The sequence below is a fragment of the Xanthomonas sp. NCPPB 1067 genome (assembly GCF_020783795.1).
In the GTDB taxonomy this organism is placed as follows: domain Bacteria; phylum Pseudomonadota; class Gammaproteobacteria; order Xanthomonadales; family Xanthomonadaceae; genus Xanthomonas; species Xanthomonas melonis.
The window spans coordinates 1-22,838 of sequence record NZ_JAJGQG010000046.1; the positions used below are offsets into that span (position 1 = coordinate 1).

Annotated in this window: 15 protein-coding genes and 3 pseudogenes; 14 read left to right on the top strand and 4 right to left on the bottom strand. The window is 59.4% G+C overall.

The annotated features are described in order from the left end of the window. Window positions 1–212 precede the first annotated feature (212 nt). The 6 genes from LL962_RS20105 to LL962_RS20130 all read left to right on the top strand — a co-directional run bounded on the left by LL962_RS20105 (window position 213) and on the right by LL962_RS20130 (window position 14,299). Complete coding sequence (locus LL962_RS20105) at window positions 213–2,378, top strand: type I secretion system permease/ATPase (RefSeq protein WP_228318191.1); 2,166 nt, start codon at window positions 213–215, stop codon at window positions 2,376–2,378. Continuing rightward, window positions 2,375–3,796, top strand: coding sequence for an HlyD family type I secretion periplasmic adaptor subunit (locus LL962_RS20110; RefSeq protein ID WP_228318192.1), 1,422 nt, complete (start codon window positions 2,375–2,377; stop codon window positions 3,794–3,796). The genes LL962_RS20105 and LL962_RS20110 overlap by 4 nt, the downstream gene beginning before the upstream one ends. A 156-nt stretch (window positions 3,797–3,952) precedes the next feature. Then, complete coding sequence (locus LL962_RS20115) at window positions 3,953–4,831, top strand: hypothetical protein (RefSeq protein ID WP_228318193.1); 879 nt, start codon at window positions 3,953–3,955, stop codon at window positions 4,829–4,831. Continuing rightward, a complete protein-coding gene (locus tag LL962_RS20120; RefSeq protein ID WP_228318194.1) occupies window positions 4,824–5,042 on the top strand; it encodes a hypothetical protein in 219 nt (72 codons plus the stop codon). The genes LL962_RS20115 and LL962_RS20120 overlap by 8 nt, the downstream gene beginning before the upstream one ends. Further along, window positions 5,035–5,907 (top strand): hypothetical protein, encoded by an 873-nt coding sequence (locus tag LL962_RS20125; protein ID WP_228318195.1) that lies wholly within the window; start codon window positions 5,035–5,037, stop codon window positions 5,905–5,907. Before LL962_RS20120 ends, LL962_RS20125 begins: the two co-directional genes overlap by 8 nt. Window positions 5,908–5,911: 4 nt before the next feature. Continuing rightward, window positions 5,912–14,299: a putative Ig domain-containing protein gene (locus tag LL962_RS20130; protein ID WP_228318196.1), complete on the top strand. Its 8,388-nt coding sequence runs from the start codon at window positions 5,912–5,914 to the stop codon at window positions 14,297–14,299. Window positions 14,300–14,579: 280 nt separating this feature from the next. On the opposite strand, the pseudogene LL962_RS20135 reads toward LL962_RS20130, so the two are convergent. After that, window positions 14,580–14,669, bottom strand: a pseudogene (locus tag LL962_RS20135) (transposase); the annotation flags it as partial. Between the two features lie 16 nt (window positions 14,670–14,685). On the opposite strand from LL962_RS20135, the pseudogene LL962_RS20140 reads away from it, so the two are divergent. The 6 genes and pseudogenes from LL962_RS20140 to LL962_RS20160 all read left to right on the top strand — a co-directional run. Then, window positions 14,686–15,045: pseudogene (locus LL962_RS20140) on the top strand (transposase); the annotation flags it as partial. Between the two features lie 491 nt (window positions 15,046–15,536). Then, window positions 15,537–15,851 (top strand): annotated as a pseudogene (locus LL962_RS20145) (transposase); the annotation flags it as partial. Between the two features lie 523 nt (window positions 15,852–16,374). Continuing rightward, window positions 16,375–16,590 carry a DUF1161 domain-containing protein gene (locus LL962_RS20150; protein ID WP_228318203.1) on the top strand — a complete coding sequence of 72 codons (216 nt, stop codon included), beginning with the start codon at window positions 16,375–16,377 and terminating at the stop codon, window positions 16,588–16,590. A 510-nt stretch (window positions 16,591–17,100) separates the two neighbouring features. Continuing rightward, window positions 17,101–17,226, top strand: a complete 126-nt coding sequence (locus LL962_RS20935; protein WP_255171906.1) for a hypothetical protein — start codon at window positions 17,101–17,103, stop codon at window positions 17,224–17,226. 83 nt (window positions 17,227–17,309) lie between these two features. Continuing rightward, a complete protein-coding gene (locus LL962_RS20155) occupies window positions 17,310–18,263 on the top strand; it encodes a DUF932 domain-containing protein (protein ID WP_228318197.1) in 954 nt (317 codons plus the stop codon). Next, entirely contained in the window at window positions 18,263–18,772 is a 510-nt protein-coding gene (locus LL962_RS20160) for a JAB domain-containing protein (protein ID WP_343237490.1), read from the top strand. Before LL962_RS20155 ends, LL962_RS20160 begins: the two co-directional genes overlap by 1 nt. Before the next feature lie 107 nt (window positions 18,773–18,879). Here LL962_RS20160 and LL962_RS20165 read toward each other — a convergent pair whose 3' ends face one another. Further along, on the bottom strand, window positions 18,880–19,077 hold the full coding sequence (locus tag LL962_RS20165) for a helix-turn-helix domain-containing protein (protein ID WP_228318198.1): 198 nt from the start codon (window positions 19,075–19,077) through the stop codon (window positions 18,880–18,882). 110 nt (window positions 19,078–19,187) lie between these two features. Between LL962_RS20165 and LL962_RS20170 the strand changes: the two genes are divergently transcribed. Both LL962_RS20170 and LL962_RS20175 read left to right on the top strand, forming a co-directional pair. After that, window positions 19,188–19,637: a hypothetical protein gene (locus LL962_RS20170; protein WP_228318199.1), complete on the top strand. Its 450-nt coding sequence runs from the start codon at window positions 19,188–19,190 to the stop codon at window positions 19,635–19,637. Between the two features lie 338 nt (window positions 19,638–19,975). Continuing rightward, window positions 19,976–20,608, top strand: coding sequence for a hypothetical protein (locus tag LL962_RS20175; RefSeq protein WP_228318200.1), 633 nt, complete (start codon window positions 19,976–19,978; stop codon window positions 20,606–20,608). A gap of 362 nt (window positions 20,609–20,970) precedes the next feature. On the opposite strand, the gene LL962_RS20180 is transcribed toward LL962_RS20175, so the two are convergent. Together LL962_RS20180 and LL962_RS20185 are read right to left on the bottom strand one after the other, a co-directional pair. Next, window positions 20,971–21,687: a MobA/MobL family protein gene (locus tag LL962_RS20180; RefSeq protein ID WP_228318201.1), complete on the bottom strand. Its 717-nt coding sequence runs from the start codon at window positions 21,685–21,687 to the stop codon at window positions 20,971–20,973. Window positions 21,688–22,155: 468 nt separating this feature from the next. After that, a complete protein-coding gene (locus LL962_RS20185; protein WP_228318202.1) occupies window positions 22,156–22,788 on the bottom strand; it encodes an aminotransferase class V-fold PLP-dependent enzyme in 633 nt (210 codons plus the stop codon). Between the last annotated feature and the right edge of the window lie 50 nt (window positions 22,789–22,838).

A 22,838-nucleotide genomic window follows, 5' to 3' on the forward strand; every position in this document is an offset into this window, starting at 1 on the left:
GGGAAAACTTGCTTGCTCTGCTCATGGCTCCATCTTCTCAAGTAATGGAGCCTCCGGGGTTCCCGGGGCGGTTCAGTGTTGACGTGCACGTGGCTCTAGTGCTTCAGGACTCAATCGCAAAGCAGAGACGCCGGCGGTTGACAGCTTCTTAACGGCCCCTGATTCTATTCCACCACTTGAGCCCGGCTTGGGCTCGACAGCAAGGAACGCGTATGTCAGGGGGAAGTGCGTCGCTCTCGTTAGTCGAGGGCGGCTCGTCGGTGCAAGACCGGCCGGATCTGGGGCTGCAGGGGTTGGTCCTGCTGGCGCAATTTCATGGCGTTGCCGCGGACGCGGTGCAGCTGGCGCATGGGTTCGGACGAGGCGGCGAGCCGTTCGACGAAACCACGCTGCTGCTGGCAGCCAAGCAACTGGGGCTAAAAGCCAAAGTCGTTGCCCAGCCGGCCGTACGGATCGGCATGGCGGCGTTACCGGCCCTGGCCCTGGTGCCGGATGGCGACGCGTTTATCGTCGCCAAGGTCGGGGCGGACCAGATCCTGATCCACGATCTGGTCGAAAAGCGGCCGCGCTCCATCTCGCCCGCCGAGTTCGAAGCACGTTACCAGGGGCGGTTGCTGCAGGTGGCCTCGCGGGCTTCGGTGCTTGGCGACCTGGCCAAGTTCGACTTCAGCTGGTTCATTCCTGCAGTGGTCAAATACCGCAAGCTGATGCTCGAGGTCTTTATCGTCTCGTTCTTCATCCAGCTGTTCGCGCTGATCACACCGCTTTTCTATCAGGTGGTGATGGACAAGGTGCTGGTGCACAACGGCCTGACCACGCTGGACGTGATCGCGATCGGGCTGGTCTCGATGGCGGTGTTCGACGTGCTGCTGTCCGGATTGCGCACCTACGTCTTCGCCCACACCACCAGCAAGATCGATGTGGAGCTGGGTGCGCGTCTGTTCCGGCATGTGTTGTCGCTGCCGCTGGCGTATTTTGAATCGCGGCGGGTCGGCGACACCATCGCGCGCGTCCGCGAGCTGGAGAACATCCGCAACTTCCTGACCGGACAGGCGCTGACCTCGGTGCTGGACCTATTCTTTACGGTGGTCTTTCTGTCGGTGATGTTCTGGTACAGCGGTTGGCTGACCTTGATCGTGGTGCTGTCGCTGCCGTTGTACGCGACCATCTCGGGCCTGGTCACCCCGGTGCTGCGCAAACGCCTGAACGACAAGTTCGCGCGCGGCGCAGACAACCAATCCTTCCTGGTGGAGACGGTCAGCGGCATCGGCACGGTCAAGGCGATGGCGGTGGATCCGCGCGTGACCCGCACCTGGGACAACCAGCTGGCCGGCTATGTCAGCGCCGGGTTCAACGTCACCCGCATCGCCACGCTGGGCCAGCAAGGCGTGCAACTGGTGCAGAAGCTCACCGCCGTGGCGGTGCTGTTCTGGGGCGCAAAGCTGGTGATGGAAGGCAAGCTGTCGATTGGCCAGTTGATCGCCTTCAACATGTTGTCCGGCCAGGTCACCGCGCCGATCATTCGCTTGGCTCAGTTGTGGCAGGACTTCCAGCAGGTCGGCATTTCGGTCGAGCGGCTGGGCGACATACTCAATACCCACACCGAGGTGCCGGGCAGCCGCCTGGCACTGCCGCCGATCCGTGGGCAGGTGACATTCGAGCGGGTCACGTTCCGCTACCGGCCGGATGCGCCCGAGGTGCTCAACGGGATCGAGCTGGACATTCGCCCAGGCGAAATCATCGGCATCGTTGGCCGTTCCGGCTCCGGCAAGAGCACGCTGACCAAGCTGGTGCAGCGGCTCTACACGCCCGAGCGCGGGCGGGTGCTGATCGATGGCCAGGACCTGGCACTGGCCGATCCGGCCTGGCTGCGCCGTCAGCTGGGCGTGGTGCTGCAGGAAAACTTCCTGTTCAACCGCAGCGTGCGCGAAAACATCGCCCTTACCGATCCCGGCATGCCGCTGGAGCGGGTGATCCATGCGGCCAAGCTGGCAGGTGCCCACGACTTCATTCTGGAACTGCCGGAAGGCTACGACACCAAGGTTGGCGAGCACGGCACCGGCCTGTCCGGTGGGCAGCGGCAGCGCATTGCGATCGCGCGCGCACTGATCGGCGATCCGCGCATTCTGATTCTCGACGAAGCCACCAGCGCCCTGGATTACGAATCGGAACACGCAGTGATGAGCAATATGCGTGCGATCTGCAAGGGACGCACCGTGCTGATCATCGCCCATCGCCTGTCTACCGTGCGGCAGGCCAACCGCATCGTTGTGGTGGAGAAGGGACGCATCATCGAGAGCGGCTCGCATGCCGAGCTGGTCGACCGGCCGGAAGGCCAGTACGCGCATCTGTACAGACTGCAACAGGGGACACCATGAAGCACCTGCTCCAGGGATGGCGCGATTTCTTTCTCCGCTATTTCAAGATCTTCAAATCGGCCTGGGCGGTGCGCCGCCAGCTCGACCCGCCCGCGCGCAGCGCCGACGAGCGCGCGTTCCTGCCCGCCCACCTTGAGCTGACCGAAACGCCTGTCTCGCCCACCGCGCGCTGGACCATGCGCATCATCATCGGCTTCTTCTGTGTCGCGCTGCTGTGGGCGTGCCTGGGCAAGCTCGATATCGTCGCCGTGGCACCAGGCAAGACCGTGGTCGACTCGCGGACCAAGGTGGTGCAGACCGCAGAAACCGCGGTGGTACGCAGGATCCTGGTACGCGACGGACAGGCGGTGAAGAAAGGCCAATTGCTGGTCGAACTCGATGCCACCGCCACCGGCGCCGAGTTCGCCCAGGCCGGCGACGCGCTGGTCAATGCTCGTCTGGCCGCGCTACGGCAGGCAGCGTTGGCAACAGCCATTGCGACCGGGCAGCCGCCGCAGCTGGATCCCGCTCCGGATCTCCCCGCCGAGCGCGTGGCCAACGAGCAGCAATTGGTCAGCAGCCAGTTCGACGCATTCCAGGCGCGCCGGCATAACCTGCAAGCCAGCATCGCCCAACGCCAAGCCGAGTTGCAGACCACTCAGGACGCGATCCAACCGCTGGCCGAATCCGCACGCATCTCCAAAGTGCGCGCAGAAGATTACGGCCGCCTGGTCGAAGGCAAGTACGTCGGCCGCCATGACTACCTGTTGCGCGAACAGGAACGCATCGCCGCAGAAAGCCAGCTCGCCACCCAGCGCAACCGCCTGCAGGAAATCCGCTCGGCGATCAGTGCGGCGCAGGAAGAGTTGCGCGTGCTTGTCACCGACACACGCCAGCAGGCACTGGATGCCTTGCGCCAGGCAGGCGAGCAAGCCGGCCAGCTGACCCAGGACGTCGCCAAGACCGGCCAGCGCGACAAGCTGATGGCCCTGCATGCGCCCGTCGACGGCACCATCCAGCAGCTGGCCGTCCACACCGTAGGCGGTGTAGTCACGCCCGCACAGCCGTTACTGGTCGTAGTGCCGGCCGAAGAAGCACTGGAGGTCGAAGTCACCGTCTTGAACAAGGACATCGGCTTCATGCGGCCGGGTCAACCGGTCACCGTCAAGGTCGATAGCTTCCCCTATACCCGCTACGGCTATCTGACCGGCACGGTCGCCAGCGTCTCCCACGATGCCGCGCAGGACGAAAAGCTGGGCCTGGTATTTCCCGCGCGCATCAAATTGAACGGCAGCACGCTGGAGATCGATGGGGTCAAGGTGCGGATGAGTGCCGGGATGACCTTGAGTGCGGAAGTGAAGACGGGCAAGCGGCGGGTGATTGATTATTTGTTGAGTCCCTTGCGAACGCATGTGTCAGAATCTTTGAGAGAGAGATAAGCCAATGTGGGGACTGCACCGGCGTAGCTATACTCGGCATTTTTTATTGTGGAATTCTTTGGCGGAACGGCCTTTAAAAATTCTACCGTCTACATGTGCTTGCAAAAAGCGGTTGCCTAATATTTTAACAGCAGAAAACCCAAGAACAGCTTGGCCATGTCTGAAACCATAAGCGCGCACTGTTTGATACAAGCGCAAGCACTGCAAACGTGTCCGAAGCGTCGTGCTGCATACACACACGTCCAGATAGGGGCCGTCATGCGTGGGTGTGTCCTATTGCTATTGTCGGTGCTCGCGGCCGCCTGCTCCAGGACCAGCCCCAGCCCCACCGACAAGGCCAACCGTCCAGACTTGGTCGGCACGATTGGCCCGAACGTCATTCGTGTGCCAGCACGGGATCTTCTGTTCTACGAATCCGAGCCGGGCATGAAGGATCTGAAAGGCAAATGTGAACGTCCATTGCGCAGTCTGGTCATTCGTTTGCACTGGCCGGGCATGGAGCCACTTAATGAGAATAATGCCCAGAACTACCAAGTTCATCACCGGCAATCGGTCGGCGACTCTCAATGGATCGAAATTGGCATGACTCGCCTCACTCCTACCGAGAAGGTCACGCTTTCTGGAACGAGGGATTTCTTGCTCTATCGAAAACGGATCGTCTCAAGCTATCCGGATGGACTTCCGCTCACTTATGGTTATTCCGCGGATGCAGGTCTGAAATTTGCACATCTGAGCACCCCCTTGCCCCATGAAGTCAATTCAATCGTGTACTCCGATCAAATTGAGAAGGGGCAGGATTCAAATATATTAATCGACTGCACTCATGGTGCAAAATATGACCCGCCACGCTGGACGCCTTTATGTGATCAGTTGATCATTGAGCCAAGCTTTCCGCAAGTGAAAGTTAGAGTTTCTTATCGCGCTAATCTCTTGCCGGAATGGCCGCAAATAACCTCCGCGGTTCATTCCTATTTGCAGAAAACACGTGCTCAATGCCCTTCAAAACAGGAAGTAAAGGAAATTAATCATGGTTGATACTATGAATTTGGAAAATCTGACTCAGGCCCGAGCACTGCTGGAAGCGGATCGGATCGAAGACATGTATGCCTTTATTGGGGAATTCGGTCGTCGTTATTACCGGCTGGCTGCCGGCTTGGATGGTTGTCGCGTCACTCGGGCGGCTCTACGGAAGATCGTCAATCCATATTCAATACAACAGAAAGCAAAGGAACTCGCTCATGTATGAGGCGATCACTAAAGATGCTTTGCCTCATGGGCGAACAATGCAAAATACGCTGAATCGACATGCCGCATACAAGCATTCGCAGATGAAATTCTTCATGGGAAGATGCGTCCTGCTGCTTCTCTCGGTGCTAGCTGCCGCTTGTTCGAGGACCAGTTCCGCCGACAAGGCCAATCGTCCTGATCTGGTCGGTACCATCGGCCCCAACGTCATTCGTGTACCGGCACAGGATCTCCTGTTTTACGAATCCGAGCCGGGCACGAAGGAGCTGAAAGGCAAGTGTGAGCGTCCATTGCGCAGTCTGGTCATACGGCTGCGCTGGCCTGAGATGGAACCGCTCAGTGAAAAGAACGCTGAGGATTACCGCGTGCATCATAGTCGATCGACGGGAAATTCCCAGTGGATCGAAATCGGCATGAGCCGCCTTGCGTCTACTGAGAAGGTCACGCTCTCTGGTAGGAGAGATTTCATGCTTTATCGAAATCGAGAGGTTGCCGATTATCCTTGGGGCGTCCCACTGGTATACGGGGAAAATCCGACGTTGCAATTAAAGTTTGGACATCTTCGCACCCCATTGCCGAACAGAACAAATTTTATTGTGTACTCCGATCAGATGGAAGCTGGGCAGGAGCCAACGACACTAATAACATGCTTGCATGGCGAAAAATTCGATCCCCCGCGCTGGACTTCTCTATGCAATCAGCTAGTTCTGGAGCCGGGACTGGCGCAAGTGAAGGTGAGGATCTCTTATCGCGCTAATCTCTTGCCGGAATGGCCGCAAATAACCTCGTCGATTCATTCCTATCTAAAGAAAATACGTGCCGAATGTCCTTCAAAACATGAAGTAAAGGGAATTAATCATGGTTAACCAAATGAATCTAGAAAATCTGTCCCAGGCCCGCGCACTTCTGGAAGCGGGACGGATCGAAGATATGTATGCTTACATAGCGACATTCGGACATCGTTATTCACGGCTTGCTAGTGGTGTCGCGCGTGGAAACATGTTTTCTGGGCTGTCGGCGCTTGAATTTCTTGAAGAAACTGCTGGCGCTGCGGGGACCCCTGTAGATTCTGCCGACATCCAGGATGTAAGAAGGCGAATGGCTGAAGCTTTCCTGGGACAGTTGGATATTATCGCTAGGGACAACGACGGAAGCGTGGTGCGAGAGATCACCGCCGACGAGGCATGGGCCTTTCACAGCGATGTCTTCCTCAGCCTCAACCTGCCCACAGACTCCTGGACCATGAACACGCCATTCGAACTGCTGGACGAAGACCAGCGGAACGAACTGTGGGATGTTTTGCTCGACAGCAACGGGCGTTGGCCCTTCGACAGCGCATCCGGAATCCGGCTGGCGCTGACCGTCTGGCAGAACAGCGACGGCAGCGGCAAGGCCGCCTCCTGGTTCGACCGGCTGGGCTATAACCCTGACATCTTCTCCGCCTGGTTGGCACGCGTCGGTACCGAGAGTCTGGAAGACAACCCGCTGTCGTTACTTAATCCGTCCGCTGCGCTGGCCGAGTTCCTTGTCGCCATGGGGCTGGACAGCACTGACGGCGAGATCAACCAGGATCAGGTACGCGAATTCATGGCGGCGCTGAGCGCCCCCTTGCGCATCTTCACCGGCCCCGACAAGGGCGCCGCGGTCTATGGCAGCGTCCAGAACGACACGCTGGCCGGTACCGACACCGGCGACGTGCTGTACGGCATGGACGGGAGCGACACATTGGAGGGCCGCGCGGGCGACGATATCCTGGCCGGGGGAATCGGTAACGATGTGCTGCGTGGCGGCGTCGGCAACGACACGATATTCGGCGAGGACGGCAATGACCTCCTTGATGGTGGCATCGGTAGCGACCTCCTGCGCGGCGGCGCGGGCACGGACACCTATGTGCTTTATGCAGGCGCGCCAGGCGATATCGACCGCATCACCGACGCCGACGGCATCGGCCTGCTGGAGATCGATGGCAACAGCAACTGGGCAGCCGGGTTGGTGGCCACCTCAGAGAACACCTGGGAAGCCGCAGACGGATATATTCGCGTCACGGTGGCCTCGGCGGGCGACAGCAAGCAACTGGTGATCCGTCTGGGAACCACGGGCGGGACCACGATTGTCGAAAACTGGACGCCCGGCACGTTCGGTATCCTGCTTCCTGGGGGCCAGCCGCCGAGCGATCCAACCGTTGGCACGGACCAATCCGACTATTTGAATCCCTATCTAGACGCCGCACCGAGCACGCCGGTCCATCTTGTCGGAGGTGCCGGGCGGGACATGATCCTGGGAACCTACAGCGATGGCGCCGATCTGCTGGAGGGTGGAGAGGGCAGCGACATCATCAATGCCAATGGCGGCAGTGACCTGATCCTGGCAGGCGGCGGTAATGATTTCGTTTCCGGTTTTGGCGACGAGGCGACCGCTTATGGCGGAAAGGGCGATGACGTCCTGAGCGCCAGGCATGCATTCGGCTTTAACTTCCGGGTGTCGCCAGAGTTGCCAATGGACGAAACCAACGTCTGGCGCGACATCGAGTCGTACTTCAGCTGGCAGGGCGCCAAGCAGATGACTACTGATGGGACTGGGGGATTGGTGGGTTACGCCACTTTCACACTTGGGGATGCTTTCGACTTCAGCGGTAAGTCAGGAGTTGCTGGCTGGACTTACCGTTTTCAAAGGATCGACACATCACGCTATTCCCTGCAGTACTTCAGTGCTGCTGAACCCGATGGTGTTACCGGTACAAACGGCGTGTTCGCGTTCGGGGGAGGCGTCGGTGACACTCATACCATCGGCGTTTCACTCTACGGCGAAGAGGGAGATGACGTGCTGATCGGCGGTGCCGGCAGCGATTTGCTCGATGGCGGCACCGGCGACGACGTGATCTCCGGCAGCGCGGGGCAGGATGTGGTCTTTGGCGGCGACGGCAATGACCTGCTGTCCGGCGGCACCGGCAACGACCGTCTGGACGGTGGCGAAGGTACGGACGAAATGTATGGAGAGGGTGGCGCGGACGTGATTGACGGCGGCGCCGGCAACGACCTGCTTTGGGGTGACGGGCAGTCCGACCAACTCGCAGGTGGCGACGACATTTTGCGCGGAGGCGCGGGCAACGATCAGCTGGTTGGGCAGGATGGCGATGACATTCTTTCCGGTGGTGACGACGACGATCTGCTGGCAGGCGGAACGGGACAGGATCGCCTGCTCGGCGAGAGCGGCAACGACGAACTGCAGGGCGGCGATGGCGATGATCTGCTCGATGGCGGCGTCGGTGACGATGTACTGCACGGGCAGGCCGGCAAGGACGTGCTGTTTGGCGGCGACGGTGCGGACCAGATGGCTGGCGGCGATGACGATGACCTGCTCGATGGCGGATCCGGTGACGATCTCCTGCTGGGACAGCAGGGCAACGACATTCTGCTCGGCGGCGCGGGATACGACGAGTTGCAAGGTGGCGAAGGCGACGACAGGCTCACCGGTGGTACCGGAAATGACCGCCTGTTCGGCGAAGCCGGCAGTGACGTACTCGATGGTGGAGATGGCAACGACTTCTTGAATGGCGGCAGCGACAGCGACAAGCTCAGTGGTGGCGTCGGCTCGGATACTCTGAATGGCGGCGACGGCAACGACCTTCTGGATGGTGGCGACTCCAACGATATTCTCGACGGCGAGGCTGGCAACGATACGATCTACGGCGGGGCTGGCAACGACACCATCGATGGTGACGATGGCGATGATCTGATCCAGGCCGGCATCGGCGACGATAGTGTCTACGGTGGCGCAGGCAACGACGTCATCCTTGCCGAGGATGGCAATGACAATGTCACCGCTGCGCAGGGCAACGACCGTGTCCATGGCGGAGCCGGCAATGATTATCTGGAGGGGAGCGAGGGGGACGATGTCCTCTCAGGCGACGAGGGCAACGACATCCTGCTCGGCGATGCTGGCAACGATACCCTCGACGGCGGCGATGGCCAGAACCAGTATCGTTTCCGCCGGGGGTTCGGCACCGATACAGTGCTGGTGAAACAGGGCAGCACCGATCTGCTGTACTTTCTCGATGGCATCACTGTGGACGAGCTGCGGTATGTCCGCGAGGGACAGGATCTGGTCGTCTCGCTCGAGAGCGGCGACAGCGTTCGCGTCGTCGGCTACTTCGCCGCCGCCACGGCGTTGCGGATCCAGACCGACGACCTTAAGGTGGTGACGCGTTCCCAGTTCGACACCGGCATCATGTATGGAACACCGATCCGTGGTGGCACCGACGCGGATACCTTGAATGGCACCAAGGACAACGAACGCCTGTACGGCCTGCACGGCAACGACACGATCGACGGAGGTGACGGCGACGACCTCATCGAAGGCGGGGCTGGCGATGACACACTGACCGATGGACGCGGCGGCGACGTGCTGCTGGGCGGCGATGGCAACGACACCATTCATCTGGTAGCCGATGGCATGGCGGCCGAGGATTTGGTCGACGCTGGAAGCGGTGACGATACCTATCACGTGGCATTGGGATCCGGTTACGACGTGATCGGTCGGCTCGATGCCGCCGATGCAGGGCGCGACGTGATCCGCATGGTCGGGGTGAACTCCGACGCGGTCACCAACTTTCAGATCAGCGGAACCACGCTGGGCGTCATGATCGCCAGCGGCGGTTGGTCCAATGCCGGTGTTTCCAACGCATTGATGCTGGAAGGCTTCCTTGCCAACAACAATCACCGCATTGTTTTTGCCGATGGCGTGGAGTTCACCGCTGCCAACTTCCAGACGCGGTGGTGGAGCGGCACCAGTGGCGACGACGTGCAAACCGGTACCTTCGCACCGGACTCCATGGATGGCGGTGCCGGAAACGACACGTTGTCCGGCATGGGCGGCAGCGACACGCTGCAGGGCGGGGACGGCGACGACATCCTGGATGGTGGCGAAGACAACGACACGCTGTACGACGGTGCAGGCGCGGACATCTTGCTTGGCGGCGCGGGCAACGACCGGATCTACGCCAGCGTGGACAGTTCAATCGACCGCTTCGTTGGTGGTAGTGGCGACGACAGGTACTACTACAACCACACGTTCTCCTGGTCCTCCTGGAGAACGACCGTCAACTCCAGCGAGATAGAGGAGCTGGAAAACGGAGGTATTGACACGATCTACTCCAACTACCACGACGTGATCCTGGGTGCGAACATCGAGAACGCTGTGATTACGCCCTCCAACTATTGGTGGCCTGGTGCGCCCAACCGAATTACCGGCAATGCGCTGGACAATGTCATCCAGATAGTGCCGAACAGCATTTCCGACACACAGGAATACATCCTTGATGGTGCCGGAGGCAAGGACACACTGATCGGTGGCGCCACGCGCGATACCTTTATCGTCGACAGCTTGGACGATGTGATCGTCGAGAATGGATTCTCGGATAGCAGTGACACTGTGCAGGCAAGCATCGACTACTCGATCGAGGGACGCCAGGAGCTTGAGAATCTGCGCTTGACCGGAAACGCCGTCCGCGGTACCGGCAACAGCGACAACAACATCATCGAAGGCCATCTGGTCGATGCGGTGAACCAGCTGGCTGGATTGGAGGGCAACGACACCTACTTGATCACCCGGAAGGACCAAGTGATCGAACAAGCCGGCGGCGGCAATGATACGGTGATCATCGCCGGCTGGGATGAGCTGACCTCGCAGGCGATGTGGGTCTCGGTGGCCGACTATGCGAATGTAGAGAATCTGCGTCTCTACAACATTGGAACTCAAGGTCCTAACGGCACCATCGAGCTGCGTGCCAATCTGCAGGGAGACCTTGGCGACAATGTGCTCACCGGCAACATGTATGCCAACGAGATACGTGGTGGAGCCGGCAACGATATTATCCGCGGAAACCACTTCCTGACAGAGTTCAATCTTGCTACCAACAGCAACGAGGCCGACACGCTGTATGGCGAGGAGGGCGACGACACCATCCACGCGGCACTGTACGGCGCGGACATCCACGGTGGCCGCGGCAACGACGTGCTGTACGGCACGGTCGGATTCAACGGCGACGGCAGGACCTACGGCACGCGCGCAGGAAGCGACAACTTCTTTTATGAAGCTGGCGACGGTACCGACCGCATCATTTCCGTCAACGGAAGTCGCGATACTGATCGGGTGATCTTCGGTGAGGGCATCATCGCCGAACAGGCGACCTGGACCCGTGACGGGTTCGATCTGATCGTCCAGCTTGGCACCGCTGCCGACGATCGCTTGATTATCGAGGGTTATTGGCGCGAGGATTGGAACAATCCCGGCGAGCTGGTGCTGGTGCGGACCATCGACGAGTTCGTGTTCGCCGACGGCACCATTCGCCGTGGCGATCTTGCGCAACTGCAGATCACCAACGATCCGCCGGTGGCCAACTGGTTCCAGTACGATGCCAGCCCTCGCACAGGCCAGGCTTTCAGCTTGGCGCTTCCTGCCGGCAGCTTTGTCGATGATGCAGACGACACGCTCACCTATGCGGTGGATGGGCCAGAATGGCTGCAGATCGATTCCGCCACCGGTACCATCAGCGGCACGCCGCCCTTGGGTTTGGAGTGGTTCGGCTTCAATCTGATCGCGACCGATCAACACGGCGCCTCAACCGCGATGTACCTGGAGTTGCGCACTGTCGCGGTGATCGAGGGAACCGCAGGCGACGACAGTCTTGTCGGTACCTGGCAGCGTGAAGAACTGTTGGGGTTTGGCGGAAACGATCGCCTCGCCGGCAATGGCGGCGGCGATGTGCTGCGGGGTGGGGCCGGCGACGACACCTATGTCTTGGATAGTCAGGACATGACCACTATCGTCGAACTGGAGGGAGAAGGCACCGATACTGTCGAAAGCAGCCTGTCTGTCTATACCGCAGACGAGAATATCGAGCGCGTTGTATTGGTCGAGGGCAGCAGTGCCCAGGCAGCCTATGGACGCGACGGCCGTCAGACCCTGATTGGCAACAGCCAGAACAATACGCTGGATGGCGGCAGCGGTGCCGACGACATGCGTGGCGGAGCTGGCAACGATACCTATTATCTCGACGACGTCGGCGATACCGTGGTGGAGTTGTCAGCCCAGGGGACCGATACGGTCTACGCCATGGTGTCTGCCACGCTCTCAGCCAATGTCGAGAACGGTTATCTGGATGGACAAGGAAACCTGTCGCTGATCGGCAACGCATCGGCCAATCGGCTCTACGGCAATAGCGGCCATAACGTGCTCGACGGTGGTCAGGGCAATGACATCATGGAAGGTTACGGCGGTGACGATACCTACTACGTCGATACCGATTCGGACCGGGTCACCGAGTCCGCCAACGCGGGCATCGATACCGTCGTGCGCTCCGCCGGTTCGCAGGTGCAGTTAGCCGGCAACGTCGAGAACCTGCGCTTGACCGGCAGTGGGCAAGCCACGGGCAACGCACTGGACAATCTCATCGAAGGCAGCGAAGCGGCCAATACCCTGCTTGGCCTTGCCGGTAACGACACGTTGAACGGACGCGGTGGTAACGACCAGCTGACCGGTGGCGCCGGCAATGACCGGCTGATTGGCGGCGCCGGCGACGATACCTATGTGATCGATGGCAGCTCTGGCAGCGACATCATCAACAATACCGGTGGCGGCAACGACACCCTGCTGGTGAATGGCGTGGCCAGCAGCCGGCTGTCGTTCAAGCGCGACGGCAACGACCTTCTGGTGCACATCGATGGCGCGACGATCGCAGCGGCACGCGTCAGCGGCCACTTCCTGGGCGGTGATGCCGGCATGGATGTCGTGCAGGCCAGCAACGCACGTTATACCGCAACGCAGATCGCACAGCTGATCAACAGCAGCAGTCCCGACCGGACCATCAATGGCACCGCCTCCGGAGAGCAACTGACTGGCGGGACTGGTAAGGATCTGATCGACGGACTGGGCGGCAACGACACCTTGTTGGGCATGGGCGGCAACGATATCTTGCGAGGTGGTGCCGGCAACGACACATTGTCCGGTGGCAGCGGCAATGGAACCGGCAGCGGTGACGACACGTTGGAGGGCGGTGCTGGCAACGACACACTGCGCGGCGAGGATGGCGATGACCTCATGCTGGGCGGCGCCAACGACGATACCTATGTGTTCGGCAGCGGCCGCGATGTGATTGACAATACCGGAGGCGGTATCGACCGTCTGCAATTCCAGGATGGACAACCGGTCAGCAACCTACGATTCACCCGCGATGGGGATGACCTGGTGATTGCATTGGCCAGCGGCGCTAATAGCAGTGTGCGTGTGACCAACCACTTCCTTGGCGGCGATTTCGCGTTGGATGTCCTGCAGCCCGGCAGCGGCACCCAGTTGGATACCGCAGCGATCAATGCCCGTGTGTCCAGCAGTGACGGCGAGGCCAATCCGGCCGACTATGCGCGCGTGCTGACCGGTACCGCCGCGAACGATCAGCTGAGCGGCAATACAAGCAAGGAGCTGCTCCGCGGCCTGGCCGGCAACGACACCCTATTTGGCATGCTCGGTGACGACCGCATCGAAGGCGGTGATGGCGATGATTTTCTGTGGGGTGGCAGCGGTTCTTTCGGCGGATCGGGCAACGACATGCTCTACGGTGGCGCGGGCAACGACACTCTCGTTGGCGAGGACGGCAACGACCTGTTGTTCGGTGGTACGGGTGACGATGTCTACACCTATCGTGAGGGCAATGGCGTGGACACCGTGAGTGTCGGTGGCGGCAGCGATTCCATCTTCATGGCTGGTATCGAGCGGACGCGTCTGAGCTTCCACCGCAACGGCGACGACCTGATCGTGCGAGTGGACGGCGACGCCAATAAGCAGGTGAGCGTGCTCAAGCACTTCCTGGGTAGCAACAACGCTCTATGGATGATCCAGCCCGAAGATGGTGGGCACGGCATTTCAGCGGCGGAGTTCGAAACATTGCTGACACCGATGCAAGCTGGCAATACCACGGCATCGGCTAGCCGTACCTCAGGCAGTAATCGTTTGATGGCTTCTGTGTCGACCGAGATTTTGGCCGTTGACTACACCAAGGATCCGCTGGCCATCACTGCGTCCCGACGTCCGGTGCGGCGTGCGGTATTGGCTGAGGTCAATCAGTTGGTCGATGCAATGGGCGTGTTTCAAACCGGTGCTGCGAATCTCGACGTCGGCTTGGCGCATGACGTAGAGGCTGGAGTTCTGGGCGGAGCAAGATCTTGGGCGGCGCAAAATGCCAGTAGTCGTTATCAGATCCAATAATTGGGCTGGGTCGTCGATGGCGTTCTAGGGGCAGCACGCGCATGCGTACTGCCCCCTCCCTCCTCGCAACGAACAAACGGTTTATGGCTTCTGGAAGCGCAGGTCCAGAAGTAGGTCGCAAAGTACGGCACAAGCCAGGCGCTGTACCAAGATGATCTCAGCGGAGATCAGGACCAGCCGCGGGCCTGTGATGGTGATGACCTTAACCGAGTTTGCTAAGGTGCCGATGCAGCGCAGTCCCCAAAGGGGAGATAGTGGATACGGTGATGGGGGGGCGGTGGTGGTGCCGGCACATGTCCTTGATGGCAATGCCGGCCCCCGCTTCGCGCAGTAAGCGGACGATCTGCTCTTCGGTGAAACGCTTATTCACGTCCAATCTCCTTGTGGTCACATTCGGACTGACGCTTGGTAACGCGCATGACGTACCTGCAGGCCACACGTTGCTTGAACATCTGGGGGCAGTGGAGCGGCCGATTCATTTATTGATGGACCGTGCTTACGAACGCAACGAAACACGCCAGTTGGCGCTCGATCTTGGCTTCGTGCCGGTGGTCCCACCCAAGTCCAATCGGGTCGATCCTTGGGACTACGACCGGGAAATGTAGAAGCGAAGCAACGAAGTGGAGCGAATCTTCCTTCGCCTGAAGGGCTACCGCCGGATTTTCACACGCTTTGAGAAGCTGGACGTCATATTCCTTGGCTTCCTCAGCTTTGTGCTGACCGTTGATGGGCTTCGGATGTGTTAACAGGCCCTAGTCAGAGGCACATGCAGACGTCCCTGGTCATGAATTTGACTCACAAGACTAACTGGTGCATTGGCCTTCCTACTCATTCGAGCCTCACCTAAAGTCTTTCCGTGACACAAGGACGCAAAGCAGCCCGTTCCAGGAGGATGGCGAAGGCCGTTCTGCTGGGGCCATCGTAACTTAGAGCCTAGCGCTCGCACCAACTGGCACCTCCACCTAGCCGGTTAGACCCTCGTTGTCCTCTTCGGTGTGGGGTGGACGAAATGCGAAGGCGGATTACGCACCGAAATTCAGGCCGGCGATGCGGTCCGTGCCCCCGTCGCAAGCCCCTGGCACGGCGCCTCCAGTACGACCGCGAGGTCCCATCTCGCGATAAACAAGATGATCGATGGCAAAAATGTTGAGTAGATTGAGCCTGTCACGCTTAAGGAAACTCTGAACAATTCCCCCCGATCCTGCGACAATCGCACAGACGCAACGGGATGACGACGATGCAACTGACCTTCGGCGATGCGGAGTACAACGGCAAGCGCAAGCGGACACGGCGTGAGGTGTTCTTGGCCGAAATGGATCAGGTGGTGCCGTGGAAGGCTCTATTGGCGCTGATCGGGCCGTAATACCCGAAGTCGGGGCAGCCAGGGCGCCAGCCGTATCGGTTGTAAACGATGCTGCGCATCCACTTCTTGCAGCAGTGGTATGCGCTGAGCGATCCATCGGCGGAAGAAGCCCTGTACGACACGGTGTCGATGCGCCGTTTCGTCAAGATCGGCGGGTTGGACGATGTGCCGGACGAGGCGAAAATTCTCAAGCGGGAAGTCACGGATGGGACTGTTCACTTATCGCTCGTTCTTGAACGGCGATGTGTCGATCGAATTTAACAACGGTGGCTACCGGTAGAGTTTGTTCGACCCGCTCGGGTCGGGCTCGTCGATCCTGTTCTCCCGACTGGGAACATCGGACAAGGGCAAGGAAATCGCATGCGGCGCCAACCAGACGCGGCAGCTCAACTACACAAAACGGCTGATGTACGACTTGGGCGTCCGGGCCGATCGCTAGACTGCGCACATGCAAGCATCCCGCGTGTGCGCTCTCGCCTACGCGTGGCGGATCGCCGAGCGCCAACCGACCAAGCAGGATGCTGCTGGCGCCCTTGTCCCACGCCCGACTTGCTACACTCGTTTCACGCCGAGCCCGCCTGCATCAGGCGTCAACTGCCACGCGACCAGGACGTCCTCGCATCAGACCTCGGACGCGCCGCACCTTCCATCCCCAAGTCCCCCCTTCCTCTCCTCGACCATCGGTACGATCATGAAATCTACTCTCGCCCTCATGTTGCTCGCCCTCGTTTCCTCGCCAACGCTGGCAGCCGGCAGAAATTGCGATGAATTGAAGGCCATGCTTACCGACAAAATCGATCACCTCGGCGTCAAGGACTACACGCTGGAGATCGTCGACAACGCCGACATCAAGGAACGCAAGGTCATCGGCAGTTGCGAAGCAGGAAACAAGAAGATCGTCTACAGCAAGAACAGGCCGTCGACCTAAGAAAGCTTCGAACAACTTGCGGCGTTGCAAGCGAACCTGGGATTTCGCTTGATCGCGGCGGTCGCTCATCCTGGAAATCAATGTTTGAGGTTTAAGGAGGCTGCCCCAGGTACTGATCGGAGGCCGGCAAAAGAGTCGTTCAGAGGCTCCCTAATGACTTCTGTCCTGAAAGAACCTCAACCTAGCCATGTTGTCCAGGCCCCCATCCCCACCCATGGATGGGGATGGGGGCAAGAATCCACACTCAAGTGCTTACGACCAAATCGCAGGTCTTCTTGGGTTTATTTTTTGATTTTTTTAAAATCTTGCCCACATGTCGATATGTGTAGCGGTCATGCGAAGGCATTCACTTTGCCAATCTAAATCACCAGGGTGCTGAAATTCATTGTCCCTTGAGCTGCATGTGCAGCAACAAAAATATTTTCAGACCCATATTACCTAAACGAAGCAGGGTGTCCTGCCTCGCGTCCGGCGCTCCGCATTGCAGTGCTAGCTTGGAATGTACATGCGATGATGAAGAGCAAGGTCGAGTTGATCTACTGCATCATGGTGGTGGCCACAGCCGTCATGGCGGGCATCGTCAAATGCACGGTGGCGGCGACTTGCCCTAACTGCAGTGATTTCTTCGATCACTGATCCGTACAACCAACGTTACCTCTCACAAGGCCCGGCTCGTCCGGGCCTTGTGCATTTATGGCCTCAACTATTAGGAATCGACAATGCACTTGCTGGAATCAATGGCCTATGTCGGCCAAAAGCCCTGGCATGGGCTGGGTAATCAGCTCGCTCGACAGCAGCCCATCGAGACATGGAAGGAACAGGCTGGGATGGACTGGAAGATCGAGGAATCCGAGGTTCGATACATCACTGGCGGCGAGAACGTTGGAGCCATCAATGCGTTTCCAGGGAACAAGGTCCTCTATCGCTCTGACACCAAAGCGCCTCTGGCAGTGGTTTCGAAGCGCTTCCAGGTCGTCCAGCCAGGGGAGATCCTGGAGTTCTACCGGGATCTGACGGCGTACAACGGATTTGAGCTCGAGACGGCGGGTGTCCTGCGGGAAGGGCGCAAGTTCTGGGCGCTGGCCCGAACCGGTCAAAGCACCGTGCTTCGGGGGAGGGACAGAGTGGACGGCTATCTTCTCCTGGCCACTGCCTGTGATGGGACGCTGGCCACAACAGCGCAATTCACCTCCATCAGGGTGGTCTGCAACAACACCCTGGCGGTTGCCTTGGGAGACAGTGGCGGCGCCATCAAGGTGCCGCACCGAAGCCACTTCGATCCGGACCTCGTGAAGCGACAGCTCGGCATTGCGGTTTTAGCCTGGGGCGGCTTCGTAGAACGAATGAAGGCTCTGTGCGAATCCCCGGTAGACCCAGATGCCGCAGAGGTCCTACTGCGCCGTGTGTTGACCTATGCCACCCCCAACGCGGCTCAGGTGGTCAACGAACAGGCGGTGGCCAAAGTGCGCGCGCTGTATGAGGGAGATGGGCGAGGATCCAGGCTTGCTTCCAGCCGAGCAACGGCTTGGGGTCTGCTCAATGCCATCACCGAGCACGTTGATCATCATCGGCGTGCTCGAAGTGATGATCATCGCCGGGATGCGGCCTGGTTTGGGCAGGGAGCCAAGATCAAACAGCGCGCTTGGGACGAAGTGCTGGGGATGGTGGCGTGATGCAGGCCGGGACACGCACATGTGCGCCGTCTGATGGCCGGCCATCGCCATCGCAGGAGGTTATCCGGGCACGGGATGACAAGATCGTCGCACGAGCCCTGCGCATCCTCGAGCAGCGTGCCTGCGAACCAGGGCCACGACTCGGTGACGTCTCCAAGTGCGGCGCCTTCTTCCGGCTGCGGTTGGGCGGTGAGATACGGGAGCACTTCGAGGTTGCCTTCCTCGACAACCAGCACAGGCTAATCGGGGTAGAGCGTCTGTTCTCCGGGTCCGTGGAGGGTGCGGAGGTGCATCCGCGCATCGTGGTCCAGCGCGCGCTGGCTTTGAACGCTGCGGCAGTCATCGTCGCTCACAACCACCCGAGTGGCCATACTGAGCCTTCAGCAGCCGACCGGGCGGTCACGGTCCAGTTGAAGACAGTCTTGCAGTTGGTGGAGATCCGGCTGCTGGACCATTTCGTGGTCACGGCTCACCAGGCGGTTTCGATGGCTATCCGGGGATGGGTATAGGGCTGACATCCGCTCTGGGGTCGGTCTCGGCACAGCGCGCCGTAAATCGACTCGTCTTGTTCCACGTTCAGTGGCCGAGCCCTGAAGGGCCGGCCACAGGATTGCTGTCAGTCGAGAAGTGACCCGGGGCGAACCCGAAGCGCCAGTGCGATGCGCTCGATGTTGTAGATCGTCACATTCTTCTCGCCCCGCTCGAGCATACCGATGTAGGTCCTGTGGACGCCGGCTGCCTCGGCAAGGTCTTCCTGCGACAGCCCGCGCTCTTTCCTCAATCGCCGGACGTTGCCAGCAAAGACGGTGACCAACCGAGTTTCGTGAGCTGCCCGAGCCATCGCGAGATGGTCTGGGTTTGAATACTACTATTCGACATACTAAGATTAGCATTTGGCGATGTCTGGGTTAGCCCGATCGTCCTATGTCCAACTCGGTCACCTACCAAACACAGGGGAATCAAATGAAGGGAATCGTCTCAGCCAGCATGGTGCTGGTGTCTGTTCTATTGTCGGGTTGTGTCGGTGGCACGCCTGACTGTGGTGATAGCAAGACCATGGACCTGATCCATGACGTGATCGTCAAGGCGGTGGAGAAGCGCGTGACTTGGTACGAGAGCAGCGCGGAAGCCAAGAAGTACATGGACATGTTTAACGTTGAGGCCTTCCGGAAAATTCCGGACAACTACGAGGTATCCAAAATCCGCGTCCTGAGTTATGACAAGGACACAGATGTCTACGAATGCGAAGCCAGCATCAGTTACGACTACCAGCCAGGCCGCGAACGCAGCTTCCGCTACCGAGTAGAAACGGACCAAGGCGACTCTCAGACGCTCTTGTCTTATGAAAAGTCGATGCTCGGCCCGATCTTTTAGGATCGACTGGCGGCTGCTCGCGCAAAACCATCCAGATGGCAACCTAGAGCCATCTGCTGCTGACCGGCTGCTGCTCTCGCAGTGCAAGCGTTCTGGCTACCTTGCTGATGCATGCTCCAAGCATCAGCAGGGCCGACCAGGTACGCAGCGAATTCATTGGCAGCTGTGCCAATTGTAGAGGGAACGAGTCTGTCTGCGAACGCGCTTTCGAGAAGCTACAGGCGCACTACGGAGAAGAGGGATTTTCCGCAATTCAGTCCGTGGGTCCACACCCCCGGACTTCATCGATCAATTGGCCAATGCCGCACAACATGGCAGGACGCGATAAGGAAATGAAGATGAAGCAGATTTACCGGTCCGCGATGATCCTGCTAGCCGCGCTAGCCGTATCGGGGTGTGGCAAAGCAGATGAGGTAGCGAAAGCCGGAGAGCTCAATCTCGCTGGTTGCGAGGTTCCGGCGGGCACCAAGCAAGCTGAGGCCGAAGCTATCCAGTGCGATGCCGCCAAGGGCGCAAAAGCCGAGGCAGAGAAGGCGCCTCCGCAAGAAGCTTTCCAGATCACGCCGGACGCTGAGGTCATCAATGCTGCCATCGCCCAGGAGGCGAAGAAGGCGGATGGAGCTACCGAGTACAAGGACGCGAGGAAACTGATCGAAGGCGATCTGACCGGGGATGGCAAGCCAGAAGTGGTGGCCCTTTACACTTTAGAGGGCAGCGGAAACGGCAACGGTGCGGGCAGTTATCTGGCGGCATTCCAACGCAAGGAAGGTTCTCAGTTGCAGCTGGCCGGCACGACGTTGGTCTCTGGCTTCGGGGTCGCAGCCCAGAAGATGAGCTTGAAGGAAGGCACGGTGCATGTGACGTTGCTTGTCCCAGGGCCAGATGATCCGGCCTGCTGCCCCTCGACGGAGGAGGAAAGCTTGTACGTCTTTCATGGAGGGAAGTGGCTGCAGGTGCAGCCATCCTCCTGATCTGTGCCTGCCTTACTACGCAAAGGGAGCATCTGCTCCCTTTGCGTAGTACTGACACCGAGCCATTTTTTTTCCAGACGCTATCAAGGTGAAGTAGGGCTGGTGGCCGAGAACGCTAAGCGCAATGAAAGCGTCAATAGCTCTGCCAATGGACCTCTTCGCGTGTTCTTGCCTACGCTCTCTGGCTCTAGTTCTGTAGAAATGCCAACAGAAGATCGCCAGGAAAATTGGATAGGATTTACGTTATGAAGCCTTGATCTGGCGTTTTTTTCGGGCCTATTACGACGGTTGCAGCTTAAGTTCTTGCTAGCAAAAGTCGCTGGCCCGAGCTGGCTGATGAAAGCGCAGCGCATAGCTGAGCCTTATAAGCTGTGGGAGGATTGGCGGTTAGCAACGTACTCATCTCGTTGTGCTTGGCTCATGTGCCTGATCTGCGCCTTGCCCAGATGCGTCTCGGCCTTGCGATCGATGCCGCGTGCTCTGAAACTGCGGTGATCGACCTGCCACGATAAGCCTGCTTCGGCCAGATAGCGATTGATGATCGTGCAGATCGTCATCCTAGATGCGACGAGATCCTGGCTCATCTCGAACGGTGTCTTGCCGCCACTGAGCTTCCTGCAGCCGCCACGCTCGGGATGGGCAGGGTTGTAACGGGTGAAGTAGCGATCGGCAGGACGTGCAGTGCCGTCGTCAGGGCGATCGGAGTACATCAGATGGCAGTGGAGATTGATGCACCCGCCAAGTTCTGCTTCTGGGCCATGCAGGGCGGCCTGCCACGGGCGCGGCCCGACAACAGCCTGCGCGATCTCCTTCATCAAGGCGATGTTGGTCTCGATGCTCAGCTGGTTGGGGAGGGCAATGATCCACTCTCGATAGGCGGCGCCGCCGTTGCGCTCCCACTCGTCAGCGTACTTCCAGAACGTTAAGGGATGGTCCCGGCTCCACTCGGGCATGTTGCCGAAGGCAAAAGCGAGCAGGTCATCTTGCGCAGCCCACTTGCCCATGCGGGCATCGTACCGGCAGTGCTCGGCGGCGCTACCTTTGTTGCCCTTCTTGATTTGTGCATGGAACTCGAACACTGGTGCTTCTCCGGTTGCGCAGGAAGGCGTGGGCAGGCACACATTTCGAGAAACGTTAAGTGCGCCTCCTCATTCCTCCCCCTAATGTTGGTTGATCAACAGAGGCTCCCAATGGAGGCGAGTACGCTGTTGTGTGATCGGGGGCTGTACGGTGTATCCGTACATACGGTTACCCTTTCGGTAGAAAAATACCGATCAGCGACTTCGTATGAATGATCTGTGGAGCGAACACTCTGTAGCCGTTGGCTAATTACGGACAGTCAAGGATTTGGACAGCGCCGCCAGCGAACTGGACACCTAGGCGATGTCGACTCCATGGAGTGCGCTTGTGCTTGGCTCGAAGGAGATGTCGCGGGTCTGTCCGGCAAGCTCTTGCATAAAAGCGTCAATGCGTCGAGTCGCGGTGACCTGGCCACCACTGGCCAGATCCAGTGGTGTTCGTACCAGTCGCAGTGACCCAGATGTGGGTCAGCTAGCAGTGGCGATGGCAGTAACCGCCTTCACCAACGCCTGTATGTGGCCGATCGGGGTGAATGTCTGCGGCGTTACGCGAATGCAGCCACCGCTTGCCAGGTCATTGCGGACAACGGTGAAGATGCCGTAGTCCTGCTGAAGCCGCATTTGCAGCGCGCTGACCTGCTCCTTCGAGGCCTGGCCGCGCAGGCGGAAGCCGCCCATCCCGGAGGCATTGCTGGCGCTGGTGGCGCCAAGGATTTCGACGCGGTTGGAGCTCTCGAACTGGCTGACCCAGGCTTGGCGGAGATACTTCAGTCGCGCTTCCTTGTTCGCGCCGCCGATGGCTTGATGGAACGCCAATGCGTCCGGCACAGTGAGAAAGGCCGCAAAGTCCGACGTCGCCAGGTGCACGCGATTGGCCACGTCGGCATCACCGGGATCTTCGCCCGGGAACGGCGCTACCGCCGCCATCGTGCCTTCGCGCATGTAGAGAGCGCCCACGCCGACCGGCGATCCGATCCACTTGTGCAGGTTGAACACGGCCCAGTCGACGTCCAGATCGTCGCGCTTGAAGTCCAGTAGTCCCCAGGACTGCGCGCAGTCGCAGATGACGTGGATCGACGTCCCCCCCAGTTTGAGTAGCACCTTGGTTTGGAGTCCAATTCCCTACCCCGAGGAGATTGGACGTGAAGAAG